At 42.9% G+C, this 22,962-nt stretch carries 20 protein-coding genes; 8 read left to right on the plus strand and 12 right to left on the minus strand.

Annotation, left to right across the window (positions count from 1 at the left end; genetic code table 11):
* Window positions 1-66: 66 nt before the first annotated feature.
* Entirely contained in the window at window positions 67-1,623 is a 1,557-nt protein-coding gene (locus IKL48_06065) for a hypothetical protein (protein ID MBR3604215.1), read from the plus strand.
* 164 nt (window positions 1,624-1,787) lie between these two features.
* Entirely contained in the window at window positions 1,788-2,141 is a 354-nt protein-coding gene (locus IKL48_06070; GenBank protein MBR3604216.1) for a DUF190 domain-containing protein, read from the plus strand.
* A gap of 38 nt (window positions 2,142-2,179) precedes the next feature.
* On the opposite strand, the gene IKL48_06075 is transcribed toward IKL48_06070, so the two are convergent.
* Window positions 2,180-2,626 carry a methylglyoxal synthase gene (locus tag IKL48_06075; GenBank protein MBR3604217.1) on the minus strand — a complete coding sequence of 149 codons (447 nt, stop codon included), beginning with the start codon at window positions 2,624-2,626 and terminating at the stop codon, window positions 2,180-2,182.
* Window positions 2,627-2,702: 76 nt separating this feature from the next.
* On the opposite strand from IKL48_06075, the gene dacB reads away from it, so the two are divergent.
* On the plus strand, window positions 2,703-4,160 hold the full coding sequence (dacB, locus tag IKL48_06080; GenBank protein MBR3604218.1) for a D-alanyl-D-alanine carboxypeptidase/D-alanyl-D-alanine-endopeptidase: 1,458 nt from the start codon (window positions 2,703-2,705) through the stop codon (window positions 4,158-4,160).
* 58 nt (window positions 4,161-4,218) lie between these two features.
* On the opposite strand, the gene IKL48_06085 is transcribed toward dacB, so the two are convergent.
* Complete coding sequence (locus tag IKL48_06085) at window positions 4,219-4,761, minus strand: OmpA family protein (protein MBR3604219.1); 543 nt, start codon at window positions 4,759-4,761, stop codon at window positions 4,219-4,221.
* Window positions 4,762-5,168: 407 nt separating this feature from the next.
* A complete protein-coding gene (locus tag IKL48_06090; protein MBR3604220.1) occupies window positions 5,169-6,131 on the minus strand; it encodes a hypothetical protein in 963 nt (320 codons plus the stop codon).
* Window positions 6,132-6,272: 141 nt separating this feature from the next.
* Here IKL48_06090 and IKL48_06095 point away from each other — a divergent pair, with 141 nt between their 5' ends.
* From IKL48_06095 to dut, 3 genes are read left to right on the plus strand one after another with little or no spacing between them, the layout of a single operon-like run.
* Window positions 6,273-6,425 carry a hypothetical protein gene (locus IKL48_06095; GenBank protein ID MBR3604221.1) on the plus strand — a complete coding sequence of 51 codons (153 nt, stop codon included), beginning with the start codon at window positions 6,273-6,275 and terminating at the stop codon, window positions 6,423-6,425.
* A gap of 55 nt (window positions 6,426-6,480) precedes the next feature.
* Window positions 6,481-7,521: a hypothetical protein gene (locus tag IKL48_06100; GenBank protein ID MBR3604222.1), complete on the plus strand. Its 1,041-nt coding sequence runs from the start codon at window positions 6,481-6,483 to the stop codon at window positions 7,519-7,521.
* A gap of 8 nt (window positions 7,522-7,529) precedes the next feature.
* Window positions 7,530-7,949, plus strand: a complete 420-nt coding sequence (gene dut / locus IKL48_06105) for a dUTP diphosphatase (protein ID MBR3604223.1) — start codon at window positions 7,530-7,532, stop codon at window positions 7,947-7,949.
* A gap of 63 nt (window positions 7,950-8,012) precedes the next feature.
* Here the strand turns inward: dut and IKL48_06110 are convergent, their stop codons facing one another.
* The 3 genes from IKL48_06110 to IKL48_06120 are packed head-to-tail and all read right to left on the minus strand — an operon-like array spanning window position 8,013 to window position 11,842.
* Window positions 8,013-8,441 carry a DNA-binding protein gene (locus tag IKL48_06110; GenBank protein ID MBR3604224.1) on the minus strand — a complete coding sequence of 143 codons (429 nt, stop codon included), beginning with the start codon at window positions 8,439-8,441 and terminating at the stop codon, window positions 8,013-8,015.
* An 18-nt stretch (window positions 8,442-8,459) separates the two neighbouring features.
* Window positions 8,460-10,805, minus strand: a complete 2,346-nt coding sequence (locus IKL48_06115; protein MBR3604225.1) for a hypothetical protein — start codon at window positions 10,803-10,805, stop codon at window positions 8,460-8,462.
* Window positions 10,806-10,807: 2 nt separating this feature from the next.
* The gene (locus tag IKL48_06120; GenBank protein MBR3604226.1) at window positions 10,808-11,842 is read right to left on the minus strand and encodes a M42 family metallopeptidase; all 1,035 of its coding nucleotides are present in this window, start codon (window positions 11,840-11,842) and stop codon (window positions 10,808-10,810) included.
* Window positions 11,843-11,986: 144 nt separating this feature from the next.
* Here IKL48_06120 and IKL48_06125 point away from each other — a divergent pair, with 144 nt between their 5' ends.
* Complete coding sequence (locus tag IKL48_06125) at window positions 11,987-12,964, plus strand: class II fructose-1,6-bisphosphate aldolase (GenBank protein ID MBR3604227.1); 978 nt, start codon at window positions 11,987-11,989, stop codon at window positions 12,962-12,964.
* A gap of 57 nt (window positions 12,965-13,021) precedes the next feature.
* Here the strand turns inward: IKL48_06125 and IKL48_06130 are convergent, their stop codons facing one another.
* From IKL48_06130 to IKL48_06140, 3 genes are all read right to left on the minus strand, one after another.
* Window positions 13,022-13,498 carry a prepilin-type N-terminal cleavage/methylation domain-containing protein gene (locus tag IKL48_06130; GenBank protein ID MBR3604228.1) on the minus strand — a complete coding sequence of 159 codons (477 nt, stop codon included), beginning with the start codon at window positions 13,496-13,498 and terminating at the stop codon, window positions 13,022-13,024.
* 579 nt (window positions 13,499-14,077) lie between these two features.
* Window positions 14,078-15,445: an MATE family efflux transporter gene (locus tag IKL48_06135; GenBank protein MBR3604229.1), complete on the minus strand. Its 1,368-nt coding sequence runs from the start codon at window positions 15,443-15,445 to the stop codon at window positions 14,078-14,080.
* 71 nt (window positions 15,446-15,516) lie between these two features.
* A complete protein-coding gene (locus IKL48_06140; GenBank protein MBR3604230.1) occupies window positions 15,517-15,720 on the minus strand; it encodes a cold-shock protein in 204 nt (67 codons plus the stop codon).
* Between the two features lie 127 nt (window positions 15,721-15,847).
* Between IKL48_06140 and ftcD the strand changes: the two genes are divergently transcribed.
* Complete coding sequence (gene ftcD / locus IKL48_06145; protein MBR3604231.1) at window positions 15,848-16,819, plus strand: glutamate formimidoyltransferase; 972 nt, start codon at window positions 15,848-15,850, stop codon at window positions 16,817-16,819.
* Here ftcD and rsmA read toward each other — a convergent pair.
* The 3 genes from rsmA to IKL48_06160 form a co-directional block, all read right to left on the minus strand.
* Window positions 16,802-17,563 (minus strand): ribosomal RNA small subunit methyltransferase A, encoded by a 762-nt coding sequence (gene rsmA / locus IKL48_06150; protein MBR3604232.1) that lies wholly within the window; start codon window positions 17,561-17,563, stop codon window positions 16,802-16,804. The genes ftcD and rsmA overlap by 18 nt on opposite strands.
* Window positions 17,560-19,230 (minus strand): tetratricopeptide repeat protein, encoded by a 1,671-nt coding sequence (locus IKL48_06155; GenBank protein MBR3604233.1) that lies wholly within the window; start codon window positions 19,228-19,230, stop codon window positions 17,560-17,562. The genes rsmA and IKL48_06155 overlap by 4 nt, the downstream gene beginning before the upstream one ends.
* 149 nt (window positions 19,231-19,379) lie before the next feature.
* Window positions 19,380-22,943 (minus strand): hypothetical protein, encoded by a 3,564-nt coding sequence (locus tag IKL48_06160; GenBank protein ID MBR3604234.1) that lies wholly within the window; start codon window positions 22,941-22,943, stop codon window positions 19,380-19,382.
* Between the last annotated feature and the right edge of the window lie 19 nt (window positions 22,944-22,962).

Here is a 22,962-nt window from a genome sequence, read left to right on the forward strand (position 1 = left end):
ACTTGCGCCAGGCGGGCAATAATTATATATAATAAGTTATATCGTACCCTATGACGAAATCATAGCATGAAAAAGTTTCTGTTTATTCTTTTTTTATCTCTTCATACCGCTGCGCAGGCGGCCGTTTTTACGTCTAAAGACGGCCAATTTACGATGGATTTGCCTTCCGGTTGGGCCGAACCACGCACCGCAGCGACTGGAACCGTTTTATCGGTTGTGAAGGGTAGTGCTCGCATTGATATTAAACCTGTTTCCTCTTGCCAAGACCCAGCCTGTATCGAACAAAAAACGCAAACGGATTTAGCAGACGTTAAAAAGAAAAAGATGCAAGTTGTAGGGAACACTTACACAGGAGAAGAAATTAAAAGAATTGATTTTTCTACGGGAGATCCTTTCTTTTACATTAGTTTTTTTAGCCCAAAAAATGATTTTAGTTCCGGATATTTCTTGATCGGCAAAAAGGCATACTCTATCTTGGCCAAAGATTTGTCTTATGCCCAAACAGATTTAATTTTTTCTTTTATTTCCCCCGCACAACAAACCGCTCCCAGCATGGAAATGGATTTAACCGATCCACGTGCCTATAATATAGAATCCATTCCTGCCGTCTCGGAAGAAAACTTGGTAAATCCGAATGATTTGCAAAAAGTAGATATAAAACCTGTGCCGACAGTTCCCGTTGCTCAAAAAACAACCAAAATCAAATGGCCTGCCTCTTTGGTGACGCGCAACATGCCACCTTACATTAAACAATTAGGGCACGGATTTGATGTATTGGTGTTATGTCTATTCTTTTATCTTTTCCTACAGATAATGGCACTTATTGGCAAAATTTTTCTTTCCAAAAAGCAAAAAGAAGCAGACGTCAATCCAAACTCCCCTTATCCGATTCAATTTCTCCGCCTGTACGGAACTCCTTCTTTAATTTTCCGTGTCAGAGATAATCAGGGCAATGTATTGATATCTCTTTCCAGCCGTTGGGATAGTTTGTTTTTATTTGGCGGAATCGTGTTGGTGGTGTTGGCAGTGCTTATTATGGCCATAACAGGTCTTTTAGAAAGCACCCAAATCGGTCATTTTAGTTCTTTTGCCTATAACACCGTATACTCTGCCGTTTCACTTATTATTCCTTTGGGTTTTGTAATTTTTATTTGCGGAGTTTTATGGTCCCAATTGGTTTTACGTCAGTTTGCTTTATACGATGCTAAAGGTTGTAAGGCGGTACTCATTATACAACGTGGTTTCGGGTTAAAAAAGGAATGTTATCTGGCTTATTTTGTTAAATCCAAAGAAGTTCTTTTGTTAGAAAGAAAACGCTTTTCCCTGCTTAGAAAATGGCAAATTTTAGATAAAAACAGAAATATCTTGGCACATATAACGGAAGAAAGCCTGCCTGTGGCGCTTTTGCGCAAAGTGACAGGTCATTTGTGGGGCTTTCTGCGAGCTAGTTATCGGATTGAAGGATCCATGCAAAGCACCGGACACATTGAAAGCAAAAAAAGTATTTTTAATACCTTCACCTGCAACATAGATAAACCGCAAGCCATATCCGCACGGGATTTATTGGTATCTTCTATGCTTATTAACATTAGAGACAGAGACAAATGGTATCCTTGGTTTTAAAAACCCCTGTACTAAACAGGGGTTTTTTTTAGCCAAAAAACAACTCTTATAAATACTTTTTTTCTTGATTATCCGGAGGAAATTGTTATAATGAAGGTAGCGGTTAGACCGTTCGACCGCCGATAGTTTTTACATCGGTGGCGTCCTAAAAAAGAGGTCAAACGATGGAAGCAAAAAAAATCAAATCTCTGGAAATTTTTGTCAGCAGCACCGATATTGTGGACCATCATCTGCTGTACGAAACCATTATCCGCAAAGCCAAAGAATATGGCATTGCCGGTGGGACCGTAATCAAAGGTGCTTTGGGCTATGGGCTCAGCACAGAGTTGCGCGATACCCGTTATTGCGAATTGGTAGAGAAATTCCCCATCATCTTAAATTTCATTGATGAGGCAGAAAAAATTGACGGATTTATCGATAGCATTATGCCTTGGTTAAAACAACAACCCAAAGGTTGTCTGGTCACAACTAAAGACTTGAATGTTCTTCTGGCTAAAAAAGGTGATACCAAACAATAAAATCTAATACAAAAGACCCCGCATAAAGCGGGGTCTTTTTATTTCTTAAAACGGTTTAGATAAGGCCCATAATCGGGCAAGACCTTTTTATATTCTTTTGAAAATAGCGGTGATGAAATCAAAAAATCCGCCGTAGCTCTATTACAGGCCACCGGTATATTCCATACCGCCGCCAAACGCAATAAGGCCTTAATATCCGGATCATGAGGAAGCTGATTCAAAGGATCCCAAAAGAAAATCAATGCGTGTATTTTCCCCTCAGAAATATCTGCTCCTATTTGCTGATCTCCTCCGAAAGGACCACTGTTAAAACAGTGCACCGGCACCCCTAAGGCCTCTTGTAGCAAACTACCGGTAGTTCCGGTAGCAAACAAATGATGCTCACAAAGAGAGCCCTTATTATATAAAGCCCATTCCAACAAATCTTTCTTTTTATTATCATGCGCTACAAGAGCGATACTTTTCTTTTCAGGAATAATTAACATATTTTCTCCTTTTTTTTATTGTAGCATTTACTCGCCCTTTCATGGCAGCGGAAAACTTTGCTATTCTATAAATATCATGAAAATATTATTTTCTCTTATTTTGTGTTTTTTATCCTCTTACGCTGCTGCAACAGACTCAGCATGGCAAGTTTATACCTTAGCGGACCGCTCTGTACTAAAAGGGGCTTCGTGGGCTGCTGCCGCCGCTTATGTGCAAGAGAAGAAACCTCTTTTTTCCATTCAGCCCGATTTACGCTTAGCACCGGCTTCTACGCTTAAACTGCTAACTTCTGCCGCTGCTTTAGAAATGCTTGGCTCCCAACATCGTTTTCAAACCCGTATTTATCAAGAAGGCACCATAGATGCCAACGGAACATTAAACGGGCACCTCTACATTCGTGGCGGGGCAGACCCTACATTAGGCTCAGACAGAGTGCCAACGAGCATGAAATGGCAAGATTTGCTTCAACATTGGTCTCAAAAAATTCGCTCCGCCGGCATCAAGCAAATCAACGGAAACATTTATGCCGATGTCTCTTTATTGCAGGGGCTTTCTCTCCCCACAAAAACAAACTGGCAAAATATGGGCAACTATTTTGCCGCACCCGTAAGCGCACTCAGTTTTAACGACAATTCTTTTGAAATTGTTTTTAAGGCACAACCTAAACATGGCGCCCTTATGCAAGTAAAGTCCTTCTTTCCGGAAACGGAGGGATTAAAAATTCGTTCTTTTGTCACGGCAGATGCACATCATCAAAAAGATGAAGTCTATGTATATGCCGCACCACAACAATATAATTTGGAAATACACGGCACATTACCCACGTCAACTTTTAAGCAATATCGCATATCAGCGGCCTTACCCGATCCGGCACAACTGCTGACGGATTTGCTTATTATGCAGTTAGAAAAAGATCAGATCCCCGTAAACGGAGCCGGATTTCTCTTAGACATAGAGGCGGATTATTCTGCCATGCGTTTGATATACACGCATCAATCCCCCCCATTAAAAGACATTATTTATATCGTCAATAAACGCAGTTTTAATTTATATGCAGAGACTTTACTGCGCCACTTAGCCTTGCACTCAGGCCAAAAAGCCACCACCGAAAACGGAATTGCCGCGTTGAAAGAATTTTTGCAAAAAAATTCCATTCCAACTGATAATATGATGATTTACGATGGCAGCGGTTTGTCTAGAGATAATCAATTGTCGGTGCAAACTTTGTTAGATGTATTACAATTCATGGCCAAGAGTCCAAACTTTTCCCATTATTACAACTCTTTGGCCACTGTAGATGATCGTGGAGACTTGTTGCTATTGCGCCGTTTTTTAACCCCGTTTAAACGCAACAAAGACATTCATGTTAAAGGCGGCACCCTAGACGGAGTAAAAGCCCAAGCAGGCTACGTAAAAGACAGGCAGGGCCGCCTTATTGCTTTTGCCTTTATTACCAACAATATTATTGAAGAAGGTGAAAATATTAACCGTTTTTACGAGGATATTCTTAAAATACTTCTCCAATTGGAATAATTCTTCCCATAAAAAAAGCAAGGATCCAATCCTTGCTTTTTTAAATCAAAAAATACTTTTAATAAACAGATTGCCAAGAACGGGTGGTCAAGACAAAATGTACTCTGCGATTGGTGCGGCGGCCCTCTTTGCTGGTATCATAAGTTAAGGGCCTGTCTGCGCCATAAGAGTGAACACGAATGCGGTCTGCCAATACCCCACGACTGACTAAATAAGACTTCATCGCCGTGGCACGAGAAGAACCCAACCAATAGTTATAATCCTTATCTCCCACGATATCGGCATTTCCTTCTATAATCAGTTTCATGTTAGGGTTTGTTAACAACAATTCGGCCAATTTATCCAAAAACTCATACGAATAATCCGGCGGTTGTATAGAATCAAACTCATAGGTGATATCAGGTAATTGGCGGCTTTCGGCCATTTCCCTTACGCTTTGTTTTAATAACTTGGCATTTTTATCGGCTTCTATTTGGATAATAGGGTCACGCTCCGGCAAACGAGGAATATCTGCATCTTCTCCTTCATATGCACTGTTGGCTGCACAAGCTGCCAAACTCAAAGACAACAAAGCCGTCACAAACACTTTTGAAACTTTCATATTCCATGCCTCCTTGATGCATGTTTACAGATTAAATAAAAAATCCTTTTCAAAATTATAGCAAAAGCATTAGTAAAAAATTAATAAAAAATTTTTCTTTTTTCAGATATCCATTTTATCCACAAAGTGTGGATAACCTGTGGATAACTCCGTTTCTACTCTACAAATACCCTTTTTTAATCTTGCAAAAAAGGCTTAAAAAGAAAGTTTCCTTAAAAACCTGTGGATAAGTGCAAAATTCTGTGGATAACTTTCTTTTTGTATAGGAAAAAATGGATTATATCGCCGAATATTCCGACGGAGAAATTCTTTTTCCTTTTTCAAACCACTCAAAATTATATTTTTAAGAAAACTGTTGACAAGTTTGATTTTTTTTACTACGAAAGTGCCAAAAATGGCTTTTTTTCTTATTTTTTCAAGGATATTTTTGCACCAAAATCTATTTTATCCACAAAAACCCTTATTTTGACTTTTCCGCGCTCTGCACCGGAAATAGGGGTTAACTCTCCGCTGGAGGCACTCCAACTTAAATAAGGCGGACTCATGCGCAAAGAAAGAGGAATGTAATCATATAGGGAGCCGTTTGCAAGCAGAGCATAGACAGACAGATAGGCTTTACCGGTCTTCATGGATACTGCTTGCGGATAAACAGAACCGCTCAATTTCTTCACTTGCACCGATACCTCTTCAGAAAACAGGTAATCTATATCCAAAACAGAAGACAAAGAATCTTCTTTTGTAATCTTCGTCACAAAATTATTACCATACAAAAGCCCTTTATCTTCTAAGGTTTCTTGCCAAACAGTCAGGGGTTCTCTATCCCCTGCCAACAAAATACGCAAAGGCATATTGTCTTGGTTCAAAGAAATGTTTTTTAAAGGTAAATTTAAAAACAGATAACGGGAAAACAATTCTTTCTTTTGCAGCAGTTCAGCAGCCAACTCCGCATATTCTGCTCCGCATACCGCCAACCCTCGATGATTTGCCCCTTCTATCGTCAGATAGTTTGCGTCCATGTAAGGCACCAATTCGCGTGAAATAAACGTGGAAATTTCTTGCACACCGGCTTGGGCATTATCCCCTAGTTCTATCCCGACCAATAAGATTTTTTGTGCAGAATTATCTTGTATTTTTTTTATTTCTTCTGCTTGCTTAGGCCCTAATCCCAGCACGTATAAAACCGGATAATCTTTGCGTAGGGGCACTTTTTCTTCCGGCAAAAAAACAGTCACCACCAAAGCATCTTTTCCTAAAGTGTCTGAAGGGAAATTTAAAAAAGTTTCCCGAAAAGGTTTTATCACCAACAGCGGCTCTGCCCCAAAGGCCCAACCGGACAGTAAAATTAACAACAAAACTAGTATTTTTTTCATAAATCTATTTTAACAAAAATTTTCCCTCAAGCACTATAGTAAAGAACAAAAGACCTAGTCTTTTTTTAGGTCTTAAGACCCTTGTGAACAGTTTAAAAAACATTTACCATAATAATAAGATTACAGGATTTGGAGTTTTGTATGAAAAATAATAATCTTCGTTTTTTACTAGCGCTCGGCGGGCAGAAAGTAGTTGTTTTGCAAAATCAAGAGCATTTGCATATTTATTCCAGCCCTCTCTCTTGCAAAAACAACGTTTCCGTTGGCCGATTGGCCGATGCCGTTTCGGAATAATTTTATAATTCATTTCTCATCTGTAGCCCATCCCTGAAAATGCTATAATGGCTATATGAAAAAATTATTCCTTTTCCTTTTTTTGTTTATCCTTTTATCCAATACAGCAAAGGCACAATCAGAGCAAAATCTATCTTCTATCTTGCCTTTGCTACAGGCCAAAACTCGCACGACGGCCCAAAACGTTCAGGTTCTTTCCTTGTTTGACGCTGCCAAAGATGCCAATACCATTTTTGCCGCCGGTGCCAGCCTTGTGCGCATTACTCCACCCAAAGCCTATGAAGCCAAATTATTAAATATCATCATCAAAGATGACAACATGCTTAAAAAAGTTTTTTCCGCAGTTATTTTAACGGCTATGGGGACCGAACATCAAGAGTTATCCTCTCTTTTACAAGACGCCACCTTCAGCCAAGACAGAGCCCTGCGCTCCTATGCAGCAGCGGCTTACACCATTTTAAATCCGCAAAAAGACATCTATAAAGAAGAAATTATTAACTTGTATATTTACGACCCTGCCTTTGCAACGCGCGCCATGAATTTGATATCCAAAGATGAGAAACAAACCTTTAAATATTTAAAGGAAACTTCTCGCTCCGATGTGGCGCAAGTACGTGCGGCTACTGCCAGCTGGTTAGGGCAATTACAAACCGAGAAAGCAGCCAAACAATTATTAAAAATGGCCAAAAACGAATTAGACCCTCAAGCCGCCAATGCCTTAGCGGTTGCCCTGTCACAAAATAAAACTTGGACTTTAGATGAATGTGCCAAAGCCTTAAAAACGCGTTATACGGCTCAACAATCTTCCACCTATGCGTTGGCTTTAGGTTTTATGACGGGCCATGCCATAGACACGATCAAAAAAGGATTATTAAATCCGGACGTCAACATTCGCATTAATTCTGCCAGAGCCGCCGCTTATATGGCAGCAGTGCTTTCCAGTCCGCAGGCGAACCAATATACCCAAGATAAAGAATTTGATATTACTCTTTTAAAAAGTTTAATTCCGGCCTTGTCCGCAATGGTCAAAAGAGATCAAAGCAATGTCAAGGTATATGCAGACAATGCGTTAAAGCAAATGGCCAAATTAATCTAAGGAAAATTATGAAAGTAAAAAAATTACATCCCGATGCTTTACTTCCGCACCGCGCACACCCCACCGATTCCGGTGCTGATTTATTTGCCCTAGAACGTACGGTTTTACCTGCGCGTAGCATTACCAAAGTACATACGGGCGTAGCGGTAGAACTGCCTGAAAACACCTCCGGTATTATCTGGGGCAAAAGTTCCGTAGAAAGCAAAGGCATCAAAGCGATGGCGGGGCTGGTAGATGCACCGTATCGCGGAGAATTAATTGTATGTATGTACAATTTAAACGATACGGACTTTGTCTTTGAAAAAGGTCACAAAGTGGCACAATTAGTGGTGTTGCCCACATTATATCCGTCTTTTGAAGAAGCCGAAGAACTTTCGGACACTTCACGCGGTTCAGGCGGTTTTGGCAGTACCGGCAATACTAAATAGTTTTTTTTGGTAAAGCAAAACCCCCTGCCGATTGGCAGGGGGTTTTTTGATAAAAAGCAGGCCTTAACTCCACAAGGAAATTTTGGTCACTTTATCCATGCGGCGCACTTTGGGCTCACCCACTAATTCTTGAATATAGGCTTCCGCCACAAAGATTTTTGTGCCCGGTAATAAATGTCCGCCAAAAACTTGATACTCCTGATTGGCAAACATTACGTGGGCATGCACACAAGGACGATTGTCCTGAATGCTGATATTTCCGCTCAAGTTGACAATTTCCATCGGCTCAGCGATGACTTTTTTGTCATATTTTTTCTTGGCTTGGTCAAACACACTTACCGTTGCGTTTTCCACCGCACCAATGACGTTTACGATACCGCACTTCACTTGGTTATCATGGCAAAAACCTGCCAATGATTCCAAGAGATCTTTTCCTTTTGGAAGTCTAAAAATATAGGTTCTTCCGGTTAAATAAGGTTTTTCTTCTGCCATTTTTTTCTCCTTAATATCTTATTGCCACTGGCCCTGTTTGCGCTGTTTCATATATTCTTCAATGGCTTGTAATTGGCCGGAAGCGTCCATTTGAGCCTCTTCATAAAGTTTGAAGGCTTTAGCGCTTCCTAAATATTGCCCGCTCTTATGGGGATAGAGCGCGCAAGCACGGCCCATATCACTATGCAACCAACAGTCCACCGTCGGCAATGTAAAGTCTGTAATCGCCGTCGCTATTTGTTTCCATGCAGGCGGCAGTATTTTATCTTGCTCTGCTTGTGGCAAGAGCTCAAAAAGTTCGCGGCTGGCCACATACAACACAGCTATATTGGCATTTTGCTTTTTCAATTGAGGCAAAACGTTTTCTACAAAAATTCTTCCCGCTCCGGTCCCCTGCAACAACACTACTCCTTCCGGCTCTGCTTGCGGTTTGTGCAAACAATATACCCCTTTTGCCGCCTCTATGGCAGCAGGTAAGCCTAAGGCCTTACGGTCGATAAATTTGTGAGACGGGCGAATCACAAATGGACTTAATAATGCAGGGCGCAACTGAAAGCCACGTGTCACCAAAGGCCAAATTTCATCTACTTCCAACGGAGTCAATGTAATACAAAGCCCCTTCGGAAAGTTATCCTGCACAAGTTGCAAAGCCTGCGGATCGGCATGCGTGGGGCCGTCTTCTCCGGTGGGCAAACCGGAATGACCGTTAAACAGTACCCATGTATTAATAGGCAGGCCCACTTCCTTGCCGGTTTGATAACCGATAGCATGCAAACGGGCTGCCACATGTGCAAAAGATAAGAATGCTGCATAAGAGGAACTAACCCCTATATGCTTACCGAAACTTGAAATACCGCTACAAATACCGGCAAGAGCATCTTCGCAAATACCGCCTACAGACAAACTACGGCTCTTAGGGTTAAGCATAGTATTAAAAAATCCGGCCGGAAAATCTTTGGAAGCATTGCCTGCATTGGTAGAACCATATAAATCTGCAGAACCCGTCAACAAAGTGCCGTTGGTATTTTTATTCAAATAAGCAAGCACATTGCCCAGCACACCACGCGTTGTATAGCTTTCCCCCACTTTAAACTCAAATTCCGCCGGCACTTCTTCCGGTTTAAAATCTGTATAAATCTTTTGCACATCGCCCAAATCTTCACGCACTTGACGTTTATAGGCATTTAACATATGTCCGCGCTCTTGTACCCGCTCTGCAATAAATTGGGTCAAGTCGGTTTCTTTTTCCAACACCGCGCGTATGGTGCAAAGCACTTTCCAATAGTTTTCTTCTATGTTTTGCGGAGTTTGTTCCCCTTCAAAACGCGGGAAAGAAACCCCAAAAGTTTGCTCAAATTCAGCCAAAGATTCATAAAATCCTTCCGAGCAAAACTTATAGCCTGCCCCATGAGAAGCCTTTCCTTCCAAACCATATTTCCAGCCTTTTATCGTACGATAAACAATGGCGGTAGGTTGATGATTAGCAAAAGTCAAAGCCATCTTTTGAGCGGCATATACTTGATCAAAATCATGTCCGTTTGGCACATAAATCACGTTAAAATCATGAATGCGGAAAAGTTCCACCGGAGTCCACTGAGTATAATCTCCGGCTTTGCCGTTTTCACAAGTGACACATTCTGTTTCAATAGAGGCTTGGTTCCAATCAATATGAAAAATAACATTTTTCAATTGAGCCGTCGCGGCACAAGCCAATGTCTCGCTTACGCGGCCGGCAGTTAAACCGCCTTCACCTTCTAAAATATTGACGATGGGGCTATTTTCTGCGTAGGCATCGGCGGCGCCAATGGCAAGCCCTACGGCAGAAGCATCGCCCACCCCGCTGGCACCGGTGCAAGTATAAACAAACGGAGTCACCGGTTCGGGGTGACCGCCTAAGGGTTTTACATTTAATTGTTTAAATAAAACAGTTCCCTGTACTTTATTGCGGCGAAAACCCAATAAATCTTCCAAACGCAACTGATTGATTTCTTCCTTTGCCAACAAAGAAGGCTGCGCCAAGCGCACACATTCATTGCGCAAAGCCCACATGGCATACATGCCCAAAGCCTTATGTCCGGCAGCATAACACAAAATATCGGCATCGTTTCTATGCGGAGAGGCCAATTCATAATCCAACATTTTATAAATCAAACTGCTAACGATTCTGCCTGAAGAAATGCTGCCACCCGGATGACCCGAAGTAGGGGCAAAATTATACAAAATAGACACCAAAGCCCGATAAATTACGTCTAATTTTTCAAATTGTTTTTTATCGGTCTGAGATAGTTGATAATCCACCTGTCCCAAAAAATCCGTCACATCTGCATAAATACCGTGTTTTTTAGTAAATTCGAAACTTTTCATCTTTATCCTCTTTTTTCTACGCCATCGTTTAGCACAGCACACAAGAGTTGCACAGTGGTCTCAATATCTTTTTTATGCACCATTTCCACGTTGGAATGTATATTGCGCGTCGGTACAGATAAAGCACAAGCAGCAATCCCCGTACGAGAACGGTGAATAGCTCCTGCATCATTGCCACCGCGCGGCGCAATGCGCACCTGATAAGAGACTTTATTTTTTACACACAAATCCTTCAATCCTTCAAACAACCACGTAGGCGTAATGGTCATACTGTCTATGGCTGTGATAGCCACACCACTGCCCAAGCGTACGATATAATCCTGCGGGCGACACAAGGGGATATCCGCCGCTCCCGTAGCATCAACGGCTAAGGCCAAATCCGCCTCCAGACCAAAGGCTGCTGTCGTAGCCCCACGCAAGCCTACTTCTTCTTGAGAAGAAAACACAACATGCACACCATAAAACGGTTTTTCCACCCGTTTCAATGCTTCTAAAATACAAAAACACCCTACACGATCATCAAATGCTTTAGAGCAAAAACAATCCGGACCGATTTCTTCAAAAGAACGCTCCAATGTGACAAAGTCACCTAATTGCACTTGTTCAGCCACTTGTTGAGCATTCAACCCCACATCAATAAACAACTCCGACATGGGTACGGCTTTTCCACGTTCGGACTCTTGGGTAATATGGGCCGGCTTAGTGCCGATGACCCCTTTCAACACTCCCTGTCGAGTATGCACGCGCACGCGCTGGGCCAACAAAGTACGGGGATCTATCCCCCCCACCGGCACAAAGGACAAAAACCCCTCCGGCGAAATATATTTCACCATCAGGCCTACTTCGTCCATATGAGCACATAAAATGATATTTTTATCCGTACGGCCCTTTTTAAATGCAATCAAATTGCCTAAAGCGTCACAACGAATATCTTGGGCCAAAGAGGACAACTGGTTAAAAATTTCTTGACGAACGGCATCTTCTCTACCGGAAATACCGTCCAATTGGCACAACGTTTTTAAATTTACAAAATCCATGTTTCTCCCGTACACGCGCGTAAGTGTAAATACATTATACTCACAAAAGGTGCTTTTGGCAAGATTTCCCACAAGAAAACACCATTAGTCCATGAAAAATTGTAAAATAAAAGGGACATATAAAATTTTTAGGAGGAGTCTCTCATGACCGTTTCTTACAAAGAACTTGGTTTGGTAAACACCAAACAAATGTTCAAAGATGCTATGGAAGGCGGCTATGCCATTCCGGCTTATAACTTCAACAACATGGAACAATTGCAAGCCATCGTCACTGCTTGTGTGCAAACCGGCTCTCCGGTAATCTTGCAGGTTTCTTCCGGCGCTCGCAAATATGCCAATGCCACTTTGCTTCGCTGGATGGCACGCGGTGCTGTAGAAATGATGAAAGAACTCGGAAACCCGGTTCCCTTAGCCTTGCACTTGGATCATGGTGATTCTTTTGAACTCTGCAAAGACTGCATCGACAACGGTTTCTCTTCCGTAATGATTGACGGCTCTCACTTGCCGTACGAAGAAAACGTTGCTTTGACCAAAAAAGTAGTGGAATATGCCCACGCTCATGACGTCACCGTAGAAGGTGAATTAGGCGTATTGGCCGGCATTGAAGACGATGTCTGCGCTGACCACCACACCTACACCGATCCTGCTCAAGTGGAAGACTTTGTCACCCGCACCGGTGTAGATTCTTTGGCCATTTCTATCGGTACCTCTCACGGCGCTTACAAATTTAAAGTAAAACCCGGCGAATCTTTGCCTGAACTTCGCTTTGACATCTTGGAAGACATTTCCAAACGTTTGCCCGGTTTCCCCATCGTATTGCACGGTTCTTCTTCCGTACCGCAATGGGCTGTAAAAGAAATCAACGAATACGGCGGCAAATTGGAAGATACGGCCGGCATTCCGGAAGAACAACTCCGCAAAGCTGCTGGTATGTCCGTTTGCAAAATCAATGTGGACTCTGATGGCCGCTTAGTAATGACCGCCACCATCCGCAAAGTATTTGCCACCAAACCGGCTGAATTTGACCCCCGCAAATATTTGGGTCCTGCCCGTGAAGCTCTTATCAAAATGTATGCCGAAAAGAACGAAAATGTATTTGGTTCCGCCGGCCGCGTGAAATAAGTAAAAGTTTAAACTAAAAACCCCCGCCTAACGCGGGGGTTTTTTTATAAAGAAGAATTAGTTTAATAAATAACGGCTAGAATCCTCTTCATAAATTCCTAAAGACTTACAGATTTTTTCGTCTTCATCCGTCCAAGAATTACAATAGTATTTTCCTGATACAATACTGTCTCCTCCATCATAATTATAACTCCAATATTCTATAGAATATCCTCTTTCCCACTTTGGCTCGGCATATACTCCACAACCTATTTTTCCGTTACTTCCCGTAATACACTCTTCTTGATGAAATGTCCAATTTTTGGATTCCGTCGGAGTTTCAATACTTAATTCTTCCCATGATGTCCAACCGGATTCACCATGTTCTAAAATATATAAATCTTCCGCATTAGCCAAAGCACGCAAAATAACACGCGCCTCACTAATTCTAGCCTTTCTCACCGCTTTAGTATACTGCGGCAAAGCCACGGCAGATAAAATGCCGATAATTAAAACCACTACCAACAGTTCTATCAAAGTAAAACCTTTTTTCATTTTTCTCTCCTTTTATATGGCTTAAAGACTAAACAAACAGCCTTTAAGTCTGCAGTCTGTCTACGACCCCGAAATTGTATCAAAAAAAAAAAACAAGTCAAGTCTTTTCTTTTTCCCCGATGGGGAGAGTGTTACTTTTTGGCATTGCCCAAAAAGTAACCAAAAAGTCTAGCCAATCAGACAAACCAAAATACCTGCTTTTCAGGCTGTTTTGTAAACTCGTGAAATTTCACTCAAACACACAAAACAGTTTCCCCTAAAAAGCAGGTATTTTGACTGCGTTTGCAAGATTGGCCTTCAACGGCAAAAGCCGTGCTAGCCACTGCCCTCATCACCAAGGAATGTAGTCGGGGATCTCGGCCGTTATTTAATTAAGGTTTTTCCCTATTAAACAAAAGACAAAGCAGCGGAAGATTGCCGACTAAAACACTCGGCAATGACCCTAAAAAACAGAAACCCAAAAATGAAAAATCGTTTGCTCCAAAGACAAGTAATTGAAAAAGCCGTACAAAGTAACACCGCATAAAACATAAAGTTTTACGCGGTGTATGCAAAGACCAACAACTGTAAAAGCCGTTATTAACCGGCCGTAATTTTTATACTTTTCCACTTCCCTTGTAAAAATCTAGCCAACATTATCACCGCCGTCAATGTCGTATAAAAGGTCAACCAACTCCAGACCATAAATACACTACCCTGCAGTTTATAAATAATCCACCAAGCACCCGGTATCATCAAGCCCCACGCGCAAAAAAGCATTATTTTCATAAAGAACTTGGTATCCCCCGCCCCACGTATAGCCTCTCCAAAAATTAAATAGGTTGCATCAAATAAAACAAAAGCACTTACCAACTTCATCAAGGGATACGTCTTAGCGGAGATGGCCGCCGCATCAATGGAATTTGGCGGCACAAAAAGATCTACTAAAGGTTGGGCCATAAAAAAGAACAACACCCCTACCGCACCGGCATAAGCATAACCCAACTTACAGGCATTTTTGACTACTTTCACTGACAGGTCAGAGCGGTTTATTCCTTGATATTTACTCACCAAAATCTGAATCCCGATACCCAGCCCCAAAATGACCGTAACCACCATCGGTTGCATGGACATGACGATATTGCTGGCTTGCAGGGATATTACATCAATATTGCCCACCATAAACGTAAACAATGTAAAAGACATAATGTCCATTAAAAAACCAAAACCATTTGGTAAACCGAATCTCAATAATCTTGAAAATACCGGTTTATAAAAGCCTGCCAATTTGGCAATTTTAAACCTTTTCCGCACACGTCCGGCAAAAATAAGCCCTGCAAATATCAATGTCATAGAAACACTACCCAACACTGTTGCCCATGCCGCACCGACCACGCCCATTTCAGCAAATCCCATTTTTCCAAAAATCATTACATAATCCAAAGCGATATTTATCAGGTTGCCAAATAAAGTCACCCACATCGGCACTTTGGTTTGCCCGCGTCCGCTAAAAAAACTGGCTAAAGCATTGTTAATAACGGCAAAACCGCCAAACAAGTTTAAAATAAAAAAGTATTTCAGTTCCAACTCTGTCACCGTTGGACTATGCGCAAACAAACGAATAATCCATCCCCCCAGCGGAGTCAGAGAAGCCAAAATCAAAGCAGAAATAAACGCCAGCAAAATCCCCTGCCAAAGAGAAATAGATACTGAAGCATATTTTTTTTGAGCGTAATACTGAGAGATAAAAACACTGGTGTAGCTGGCCAGCCCCATAAACAACGCCCCAAACGTCATTGCCAGCACACCGGCAGGCACACAGGCCGCCAACGCATCATGCGAGTACCAAGACAAAAACATCCGATCCACAAATTGCATGACTACCTGCGCAGCCATCGTCACAATCAGCGGATAGGACAAAAACCACAACTCACCTAAAGATGCTTGCTCAAAAGTTTTCCGTTTCAATGCTTTCTCCATTTATCAAAAAACCCGCTCCCTAAAGAGCGGGTTTTCGTAAAGTCTAAAAAAATAAAAAGTTATTTTTTAACGACTTTCACAGCTTTCGGGCCTTTTTCGGATTCGACAATTTCGAATTCTACTTCTTGGCCTTCGGCTAAGGTTTTGAAACCATCGCCCTGAATTTCTTGGTAATGCACAAAGAGATCTTTAGAACCATCTTCGGGCGTAATGAAACCATAACCTTTTTGGTCGTTAAACCACTTCACTTTTCCGTTTGCCATTTTACTATTTACTTCCTTGTATTAATTATTTCGGATACCTAAACTTAATAAGTATCTATAGTTATTATAGCAAAACTTTTTTCTTTTCACATGAGATTTTATGAAATCTTTTTGCTATAGTTAAGATATGAAACTTTTAGAGGCTGTACCCAATGTATCCGAAGGAAAAAACCCTTTCGTCTTACACGAGTTGGAAGAAGTACTGCGCAGCATAAAAGGTATTACTCTGCTGGGCATAGACTCCAACCCGTCTGCCAATCGCACCGTTTTTACTTTCATCGGCTCACCTGAGGCCATGCAAAAAGCATTGCCTTTATTTATCTTGCGCGCTTGTGACTTGATAGATATGCGCACGCAACAGGGGGCTCATCCGCGTTTGGGCGCTGTGGACGTTTGCCCTTTGGTGCCGCTTCAAAACATTTCCCTGCAGGAGTGTGCAGATTTGGCAAAGCAGATAGCCCGTCAAATTTCTGATCAAATAGCCTTGCCTATCTATCTCTACGAAGCCGCCGCCTGCAACGCCGAACGCAGAAACCTAGCCTTTATCCGACGAGGAGAATATGAATCTTTGCCCAACAAATTAAAGATTTTACCGCCCGATTTTGGTCCTTCCGTCTTTACTGAATCCGTAGCCAAAACAGGAGCCTGCGTAATGGGTGCGCGCAATTTTTTGATTGCATTTAACATCAACCTCAACACGCAAGACCCGGCCCCCGCGCGCCAAATCGCTGCGCGCATTCGCCAAAGCGGTGGTGGCATAAAAGGTTTAAAAGCCATCGGTTGGTACATGGAAAACTTTGCCCGCGCGCAAGTATCCTGCAATATTATCGATTTTATCTCTGCTCCTTTGCACATCGTGTATCAACAAGCGCAACTTCAAGCACAAAATTTGGGAGTTCAAATTACAGGCAGTGAGTTGGTGGGCCTTATTCCGCTGGAGGCCTTGTTAGCGGTAGGGCGGCACTGCAATGCGCAAGAAAAAAGCACCGCCGCACTGGTGGCATCGGCGGCGGAGTATTTAAATTTAAGCGAAGTAAAACCATTCATCGCTCAAGAGCAAATTTTAGAAGTCAAAGCCGGATTAGCACCTCTCATTTAACTTCAAAAATTGATCTACCGTCACTTCCTCAGCACGTACGGTGGGGCTCAACGACAACACACTCAAAGCATTTTCCACGCGGGCTTTTTCATATCCGCACAACAAGAGAGAATTAAACAAAGTTTTCCGTCTATGCAAAAAGGCTGCTTTCACCAACTTGGCAAATTTTTTATATTCTCCGACATTGGCAAAAGGCCACTCTTTTTTCTCAAAAGTCAGCACCATACTTTCTACTTTAGGCGGCGGATTAAAGCAAGCCTTTCCCACCTTTAAATATTGTTTTGGCTCACTACGCACCTGACTCAAAATACTTAAGGGGCCATATCCTTCCGCGCCTGTTTTGGCCAAAATACGTTGGGCCTGCTCTTTTTGAAACATAAATACGGCACCGTCAAAAAAGGACCAATTTAATACTTTGTCCAAAATTTCCGCCGCATCAATATAGGGCAGATTACTCACAAAAAAAGTAGGCTCTTGCGGTAAAAGATTCAAATCAAACTTCAAAAAATTTTGTAGAATGACGCGCCCTTGCAAAGCGGGGAAGTGCTGTTGCAAATAATTTTTCATCTCGGGGTCAATTTCCACCGCATGAAATTGAGGGAAATTTTTCTCCACCAAATATTGTGTCAACGCCCCTTTACCGGGTCCTATTTCCACTACGTTTTGTGCATCTTTTTTTACAGCCGCCACAATACCTTCAATCACCGTCTGACTGATTAAAAAATGTTGCCCGTATTTTCTCATTCTTCCTCCAACACTTTCAAATTCTTTTTAGCGGTTTTATTTTCGGGGTCCGCCGCTAAAGCCTGCCGGTAATACTCTTTGGCGTGCATATCATCGCCCGCTATTACGGCAGCGGTGCCCAGCCCTAAAAGTGGCAAGGGGTCTTGCAAATTGATTTGTTGTGCGGCATCAAATGCACGCTCTGCCAGCGATATTTGACCGGACACAAGACCCGCAAGACCTTGCAAAAGCAAATATTCCGCTTCTTTTTGGGTCTGCACATCTTCTTGCAAATCGGGTTCTATTTCCTCTACATAGCGCACCCAACTTTTGCCCATAACCCACAAACCCATATCATTACCTACAATGCGCGGGTCATACACCGCTTTGGGCGGTGCGGTGCGATGTTGGCTAAGGGCAGACGGGGAGCGATAATCCAACGTGCGCCCCTGCAAGGCCATATTCACGTCATATTTATCAGAGCCTGCTGCCACTGCGCGGGCAAGTTCCTCCACCAGTTCTTGCACTTGTTGTTCGCGGCTGGCTTGTTCACCGGCAGGCAGAGAGAAACTGCGCTTAAAAGAAATAGGGCTCAGCCCGTCAGCAACTATTTGATTTTTACCGCGCAACGCTTGATACTGCTCTGCAAATTTACTTTGATTTGTTTCTTTTTGCGGTGAAGCCGGAGGCACAAAATCCAAAGCCACTTCCACTTGAATATCTTTCCCTGCGGGTACTTTTAAAAGACTTTCTTTAAACTTTTCAATTTGCTCTTGAAAGGTTTGGCTATTACGACCGCTGGCACGATAAACGGCATTGAGGGCTAACCCGTCCGCCTTAAAACGCACAATGGAAAATGCCCCCTCCAGCACTTCACGCGCGGCTTGCTTTTGGCCTTGCCGAAGCAACAGATATCCGTAGCGCAAGCGGGCCACAAAATCCCCCTCTTTGGTTTTGACGGCCTTTTTATAATATTTCAAAGCATTTGTATAATCTTTTCTTTTTTCATACAAGGCACCTAAGGCCAGTTGTGCATCTTCATACTTAAAGAATAGTTTTAATGCTTTTTTATAGGCGGTTTCGGCCTGATCGTCACGCCCCATAAAATCATATAAATTGCCCAATTGATACTGATACAAAGCCATACGGGGGGCCAATTCCACCGCTTGACGGAAATGGTCTAATGCTTTTTCAAAATTCTTTTGAGCGGCATAGGTAGATCCTAAATTCATGTGCGTATCTGCTTTGGCAGGGTCTAAGTGGTAGGCTTTTAAAAAATGTTCTTGCGCTTTTTCTATCTCGCCTTTCCACCCCCACGCAATGCCCAAAAGTTGATGGCCCATCGGGCTTTGAGGGTCTAGGCGCAGGCCCTCGCGGTATTCGGTCATCGCACCGTCCACATTACCGCTCCAATACAAAGCAGATCCGTAGAGAAAATGCGGCAAGGCCTCTTGCGGATTTTTGATAATGGCTTTGGCAAAAGAGTTGGCGGCCTGACGATATTGTGCGCTACTCATCTCTCCCATGCCGCGGCGCATGTCAGATACGGACTGCTCCAACATAATGCGGTCCCAGACGGTTTGGGAATAGTCCGTCTTTACTTCTTCTTTGCCAAAGTTGAAAGGGAAAAACCCCCACCCCTGTTGAGCCGTAAAGAAAAAAATAAAAATAAAAACAAAAACCCTCATCTATAGTATTGTAGCAATATTGCAAGAAGTGACAAAAGAAAAGAAAGGTTAGAATGAGGAAAAGAAAAAGAGTAAAATTTACTTTTCACCCTAAATTTTCTCCACAAAAAACCCCGAGGCTTTCGCCTCGGGGTTTTAAATACTTTTGTTTATGTACGGCTAACCCCACCTCTTTGAGAGCTTCCGTTTGATCCTCCGGGATCACTGCCATTACCACTAGAAGCAACTGCCCTAGGTTTGTAATTTAATCCTAATTCCGCAACTCTAGTAACATAATCTAAAGCATCTTGGATAGGCATATTTCCGATCAGCTGATCGCATTTTCCTTCATTAGCAAACAATATATCATTGTAAGTTTCTACATATGTTCTGCGATTATCATCCACTATTGTAGCCGGAGAACAGCTTAATCCTTCCACCTTAATGTGGTTAATTTTTCCATTAACCATACTGGCTAAGGGGTATTGTCCTCTAACCTTTACAGCTTCTATTTGCTCTTTAACGCTGCTGTACACACCACCATTAGTGCAGGAAACATAGTTGCCCCAATGATACGGATCTCCAGAAAAACGCGGATCTACAACCATATTGTTACCTTTTTTCACATATTGGTTCGGGTAATAAGCAGAATCCAAACCAATATAGATAGCAGCCGCACCGAAGGTATTGGTCATTTCCAATCCGGCAGCTTTTCCTTGCGTATCTTCAGAGCTCAAAGCAACACCGCGCACCATAGTACAAACGGCAGCTCTGGGGACCTCAGTCTTTTGAAGTACACTCTTAGCAATATACATAGCATCTACAAACTCTGCCAAGAAGATTCCTTCATTATAGGAGTCAAACATAAAAGTCCCTTTTCTCTTTCCCGCATCCAAGGCATTGAATCCGTTTACTACATCAGTCATAAACTCAGCAGCCTTATTAGAACTACGCGTATCCAAACGGGCAGAATTCAAACGCTGTTTGCTATCTTTGCTATCATCGGACAAGTTAGGGAACAACTTCGCTGCATCCGCCTTTTGGACTTCAAATCTACCGCTTTGTACATTTAAAATACGGTGACCTTCCAACTCGGTAGAAATAGCCGAAACTTCTCTTGATAACAACAAGTACGGTTTCGTTTTATCCGTCAAAGTTTCCGGATCTGTCGGATTAATTCCGGGCGGCACATCAGTCATTTCCACGTTAGGGATGGTGGAGCTGTACTCAGCCGTATCTCTGGACTCTTGATCTTTTTCTTTTGCCAACCACTTAGCGACTATTGTTTTAGGAGCTTCTGCAGTGGCATCGGCAAAATAAGCTGTTAAAGCATCCAACTGAGCTTGATTTAACGGAGCTCTAAATACAGAGGCACCTGCTCCATTATCTTCTTCAGTAGAGTGGGTTCTAGCCGCAGCAACCTGAATGGGGGGGGTTAAGCCGTCTCCCACAATTTCTACTGTTACAGTAATTTTTTCTTCTGGCTTATTTCCATATACTTCAGGATCGTAAGCCAACACTGCATGAATGTCTCTTAAGTTGACAATATTTTTGGCCGTGATGTTAAAGTCAGTCCAATCACAAAGTGCTGAATCGCCGTCTTGACCTTCGATGTAGTTAGCAATGAAGTCCTTGTACATCATAGGCAATGCTTTACGCATCTTACGCATGCCGTCAAAAGGATTCTTCTTCATTACATAACCTTCAATGGCCACAGGAATAAGCTTATCTTTAAACTGTCCTATTTGCTGGTCATTCCAGTTTACACCTTTGGGGTTTTTGACCGTGGTAGTGGAATAGACCGAACCATTACTACTACCGACACCTCTATGTAAATTTTTATCGGTTTCATCAACGACAACAGATTTCTGAGCTTCCTCAAGCAAGAACTTGTAATTATCATGGTTAAAGGTCTTGCCTTCCGCCAAATAAATTACACATTCATTCGCATATTTGTGCTCCGACAATCTGGTGTTATACATGCCCTTTTGACCATTTTGCACTCTGAAATGATCATTCGTAGCATTATCTTTGGATGTGTGCATGACTTTAGCGTCAGATTTTTTTACGCTTGCAGCACCTTTCCCAGCGTCACCCGAATCTAAACCAACAACACTAAAACCGGCATCTATTTTTTCAGCTTCACAAAGCCTTTTGCCGTTAATTTGAACGTTCTTGGCGATGACGATGTGGAAGGCTTCATCATAACCTTCATCTTCAGAATATTTGGCACCGGGTTTCAGAACGAAAGTATGGTTGGCCATCTGCTCACAGTTGTAAGCCTCCAACACTTGAGTGTCAGTGCCGGTAAAGGCAGTTTCCATCTTGCCGGCATATCCGGTCAGACATTTTCGTCTATTGCCGAACCAAGACAATTTGCCGGTAGCAGGAGCAGGTTCGTCCCAAGTGTTAGCATCTACTTCATTATCATTATTTTTTGCTTGTTCTACACTCGCCCCACCGATTTTACCCGTTATACAAGCACTTTTAAAATTTTCTTCACTTGCACAAGTTTCTGCATAGTGGCTAGCATGAGAAGAATTGTTTTTGAATTTTTCACACCATTCTGCCATCGTATAACCCGTGTCTCCGTCATAGAGATTACATTTTCCCGGAGCTCCGCCACTGGCAGATCTTCCACCCATAGAACCCATAGACCAGTCATCCGTAGCGGTGATTAAACAAGAGAGGAACGGATCTACAAATTTCAAGGTCATATCGGCCAAGCCTTTGATTAAAGGCTCTACCAAACCTTTTCTCCACAGGAAATATTCCCATTTCCATTTTTCCATTTCTTGTTGTTTCATCATGTCCCACCACCACGGAGTAATGCCTTTGTACTCAGAGTGCGGGTCCCACTTGCCGGCGCCGGCACCACCCACAAAATCACCACCGCCAAGACCGCCTAACGGGGCTTGGTTGGCTTTCAAGGGGTCATACATGGCGTCGTTTAACGCTTGCAAAGCATTGGCTTTGCCCATAGCATCGCGGGAAGCTCTGGCCTGAGCGGCAGAGCCTTGACCAAAATAAGAGCGAGACGGATTACCGGCAGAGCGCAGCGGCTGCAAAGAAACAGGCTTCACACCTGCTTTAGGAGCAGGAGCAGAAGATACTTTTGCCGCCGTCTTTAAGTTCGCACCGCCAAAACGACCGAAACCGCCGCCACCGCCACGAAAGTTCATAGAAGCAGAACCTAAGGGGTTTACCTTAGTAGGTGCGGGGGTACTTCTTTGGAAAGAAGCTCTGGTGCTGGACGGTCTCTGAGAGCGGTAATTATCTCTATAAGAGGAGCGCGGAGTGGGCGGAGTGTAAGTATCGTCCAAACCGTCTCTATCGTAGCTGCCCATAGAGGGGGCCGGCTCCGGATCGCCCCACCCTTTGATTAAACTCAAAGGATCACGCACAGAAAGCTGAGCAATCTGGGCGGAGGGGTCTTCTATACTGGGGTCAAAACCGGAACGATCCGGTTCAAACACAGAATCGGTACCCGGAGTGATGATTGCGCCATCTTCCACCGAGCCGCTGTATTTATACAAGAAAGGCAACATCAGCAATGCCGCTGCAGCAGCCACAAAGAACGGCGCGTCCCGACGGGTGCGCTCAAACAACGTCTTTTTGGGCTTGCCATTGTTGCCGACTTTAGAGGAAACACGTTTAGAGAACGGATTAAAAGCAGGCTTGCTGTTCTTAATCTTATCGCTAAAAGTGAAGGAATCCTTCTTATTTTCAGCCATAACAGCCTCCATTGAGGTA

The sequence above is a fragment of the Elusimicrobiaceae bacterium genome, assembly GCA_017520185.1.
GTDB lineage: Bacteria > Elusimicrobiota > Elusimicrobia > Elusimicrobiales > Elusimicrobiaceae > Avelusimicrobium.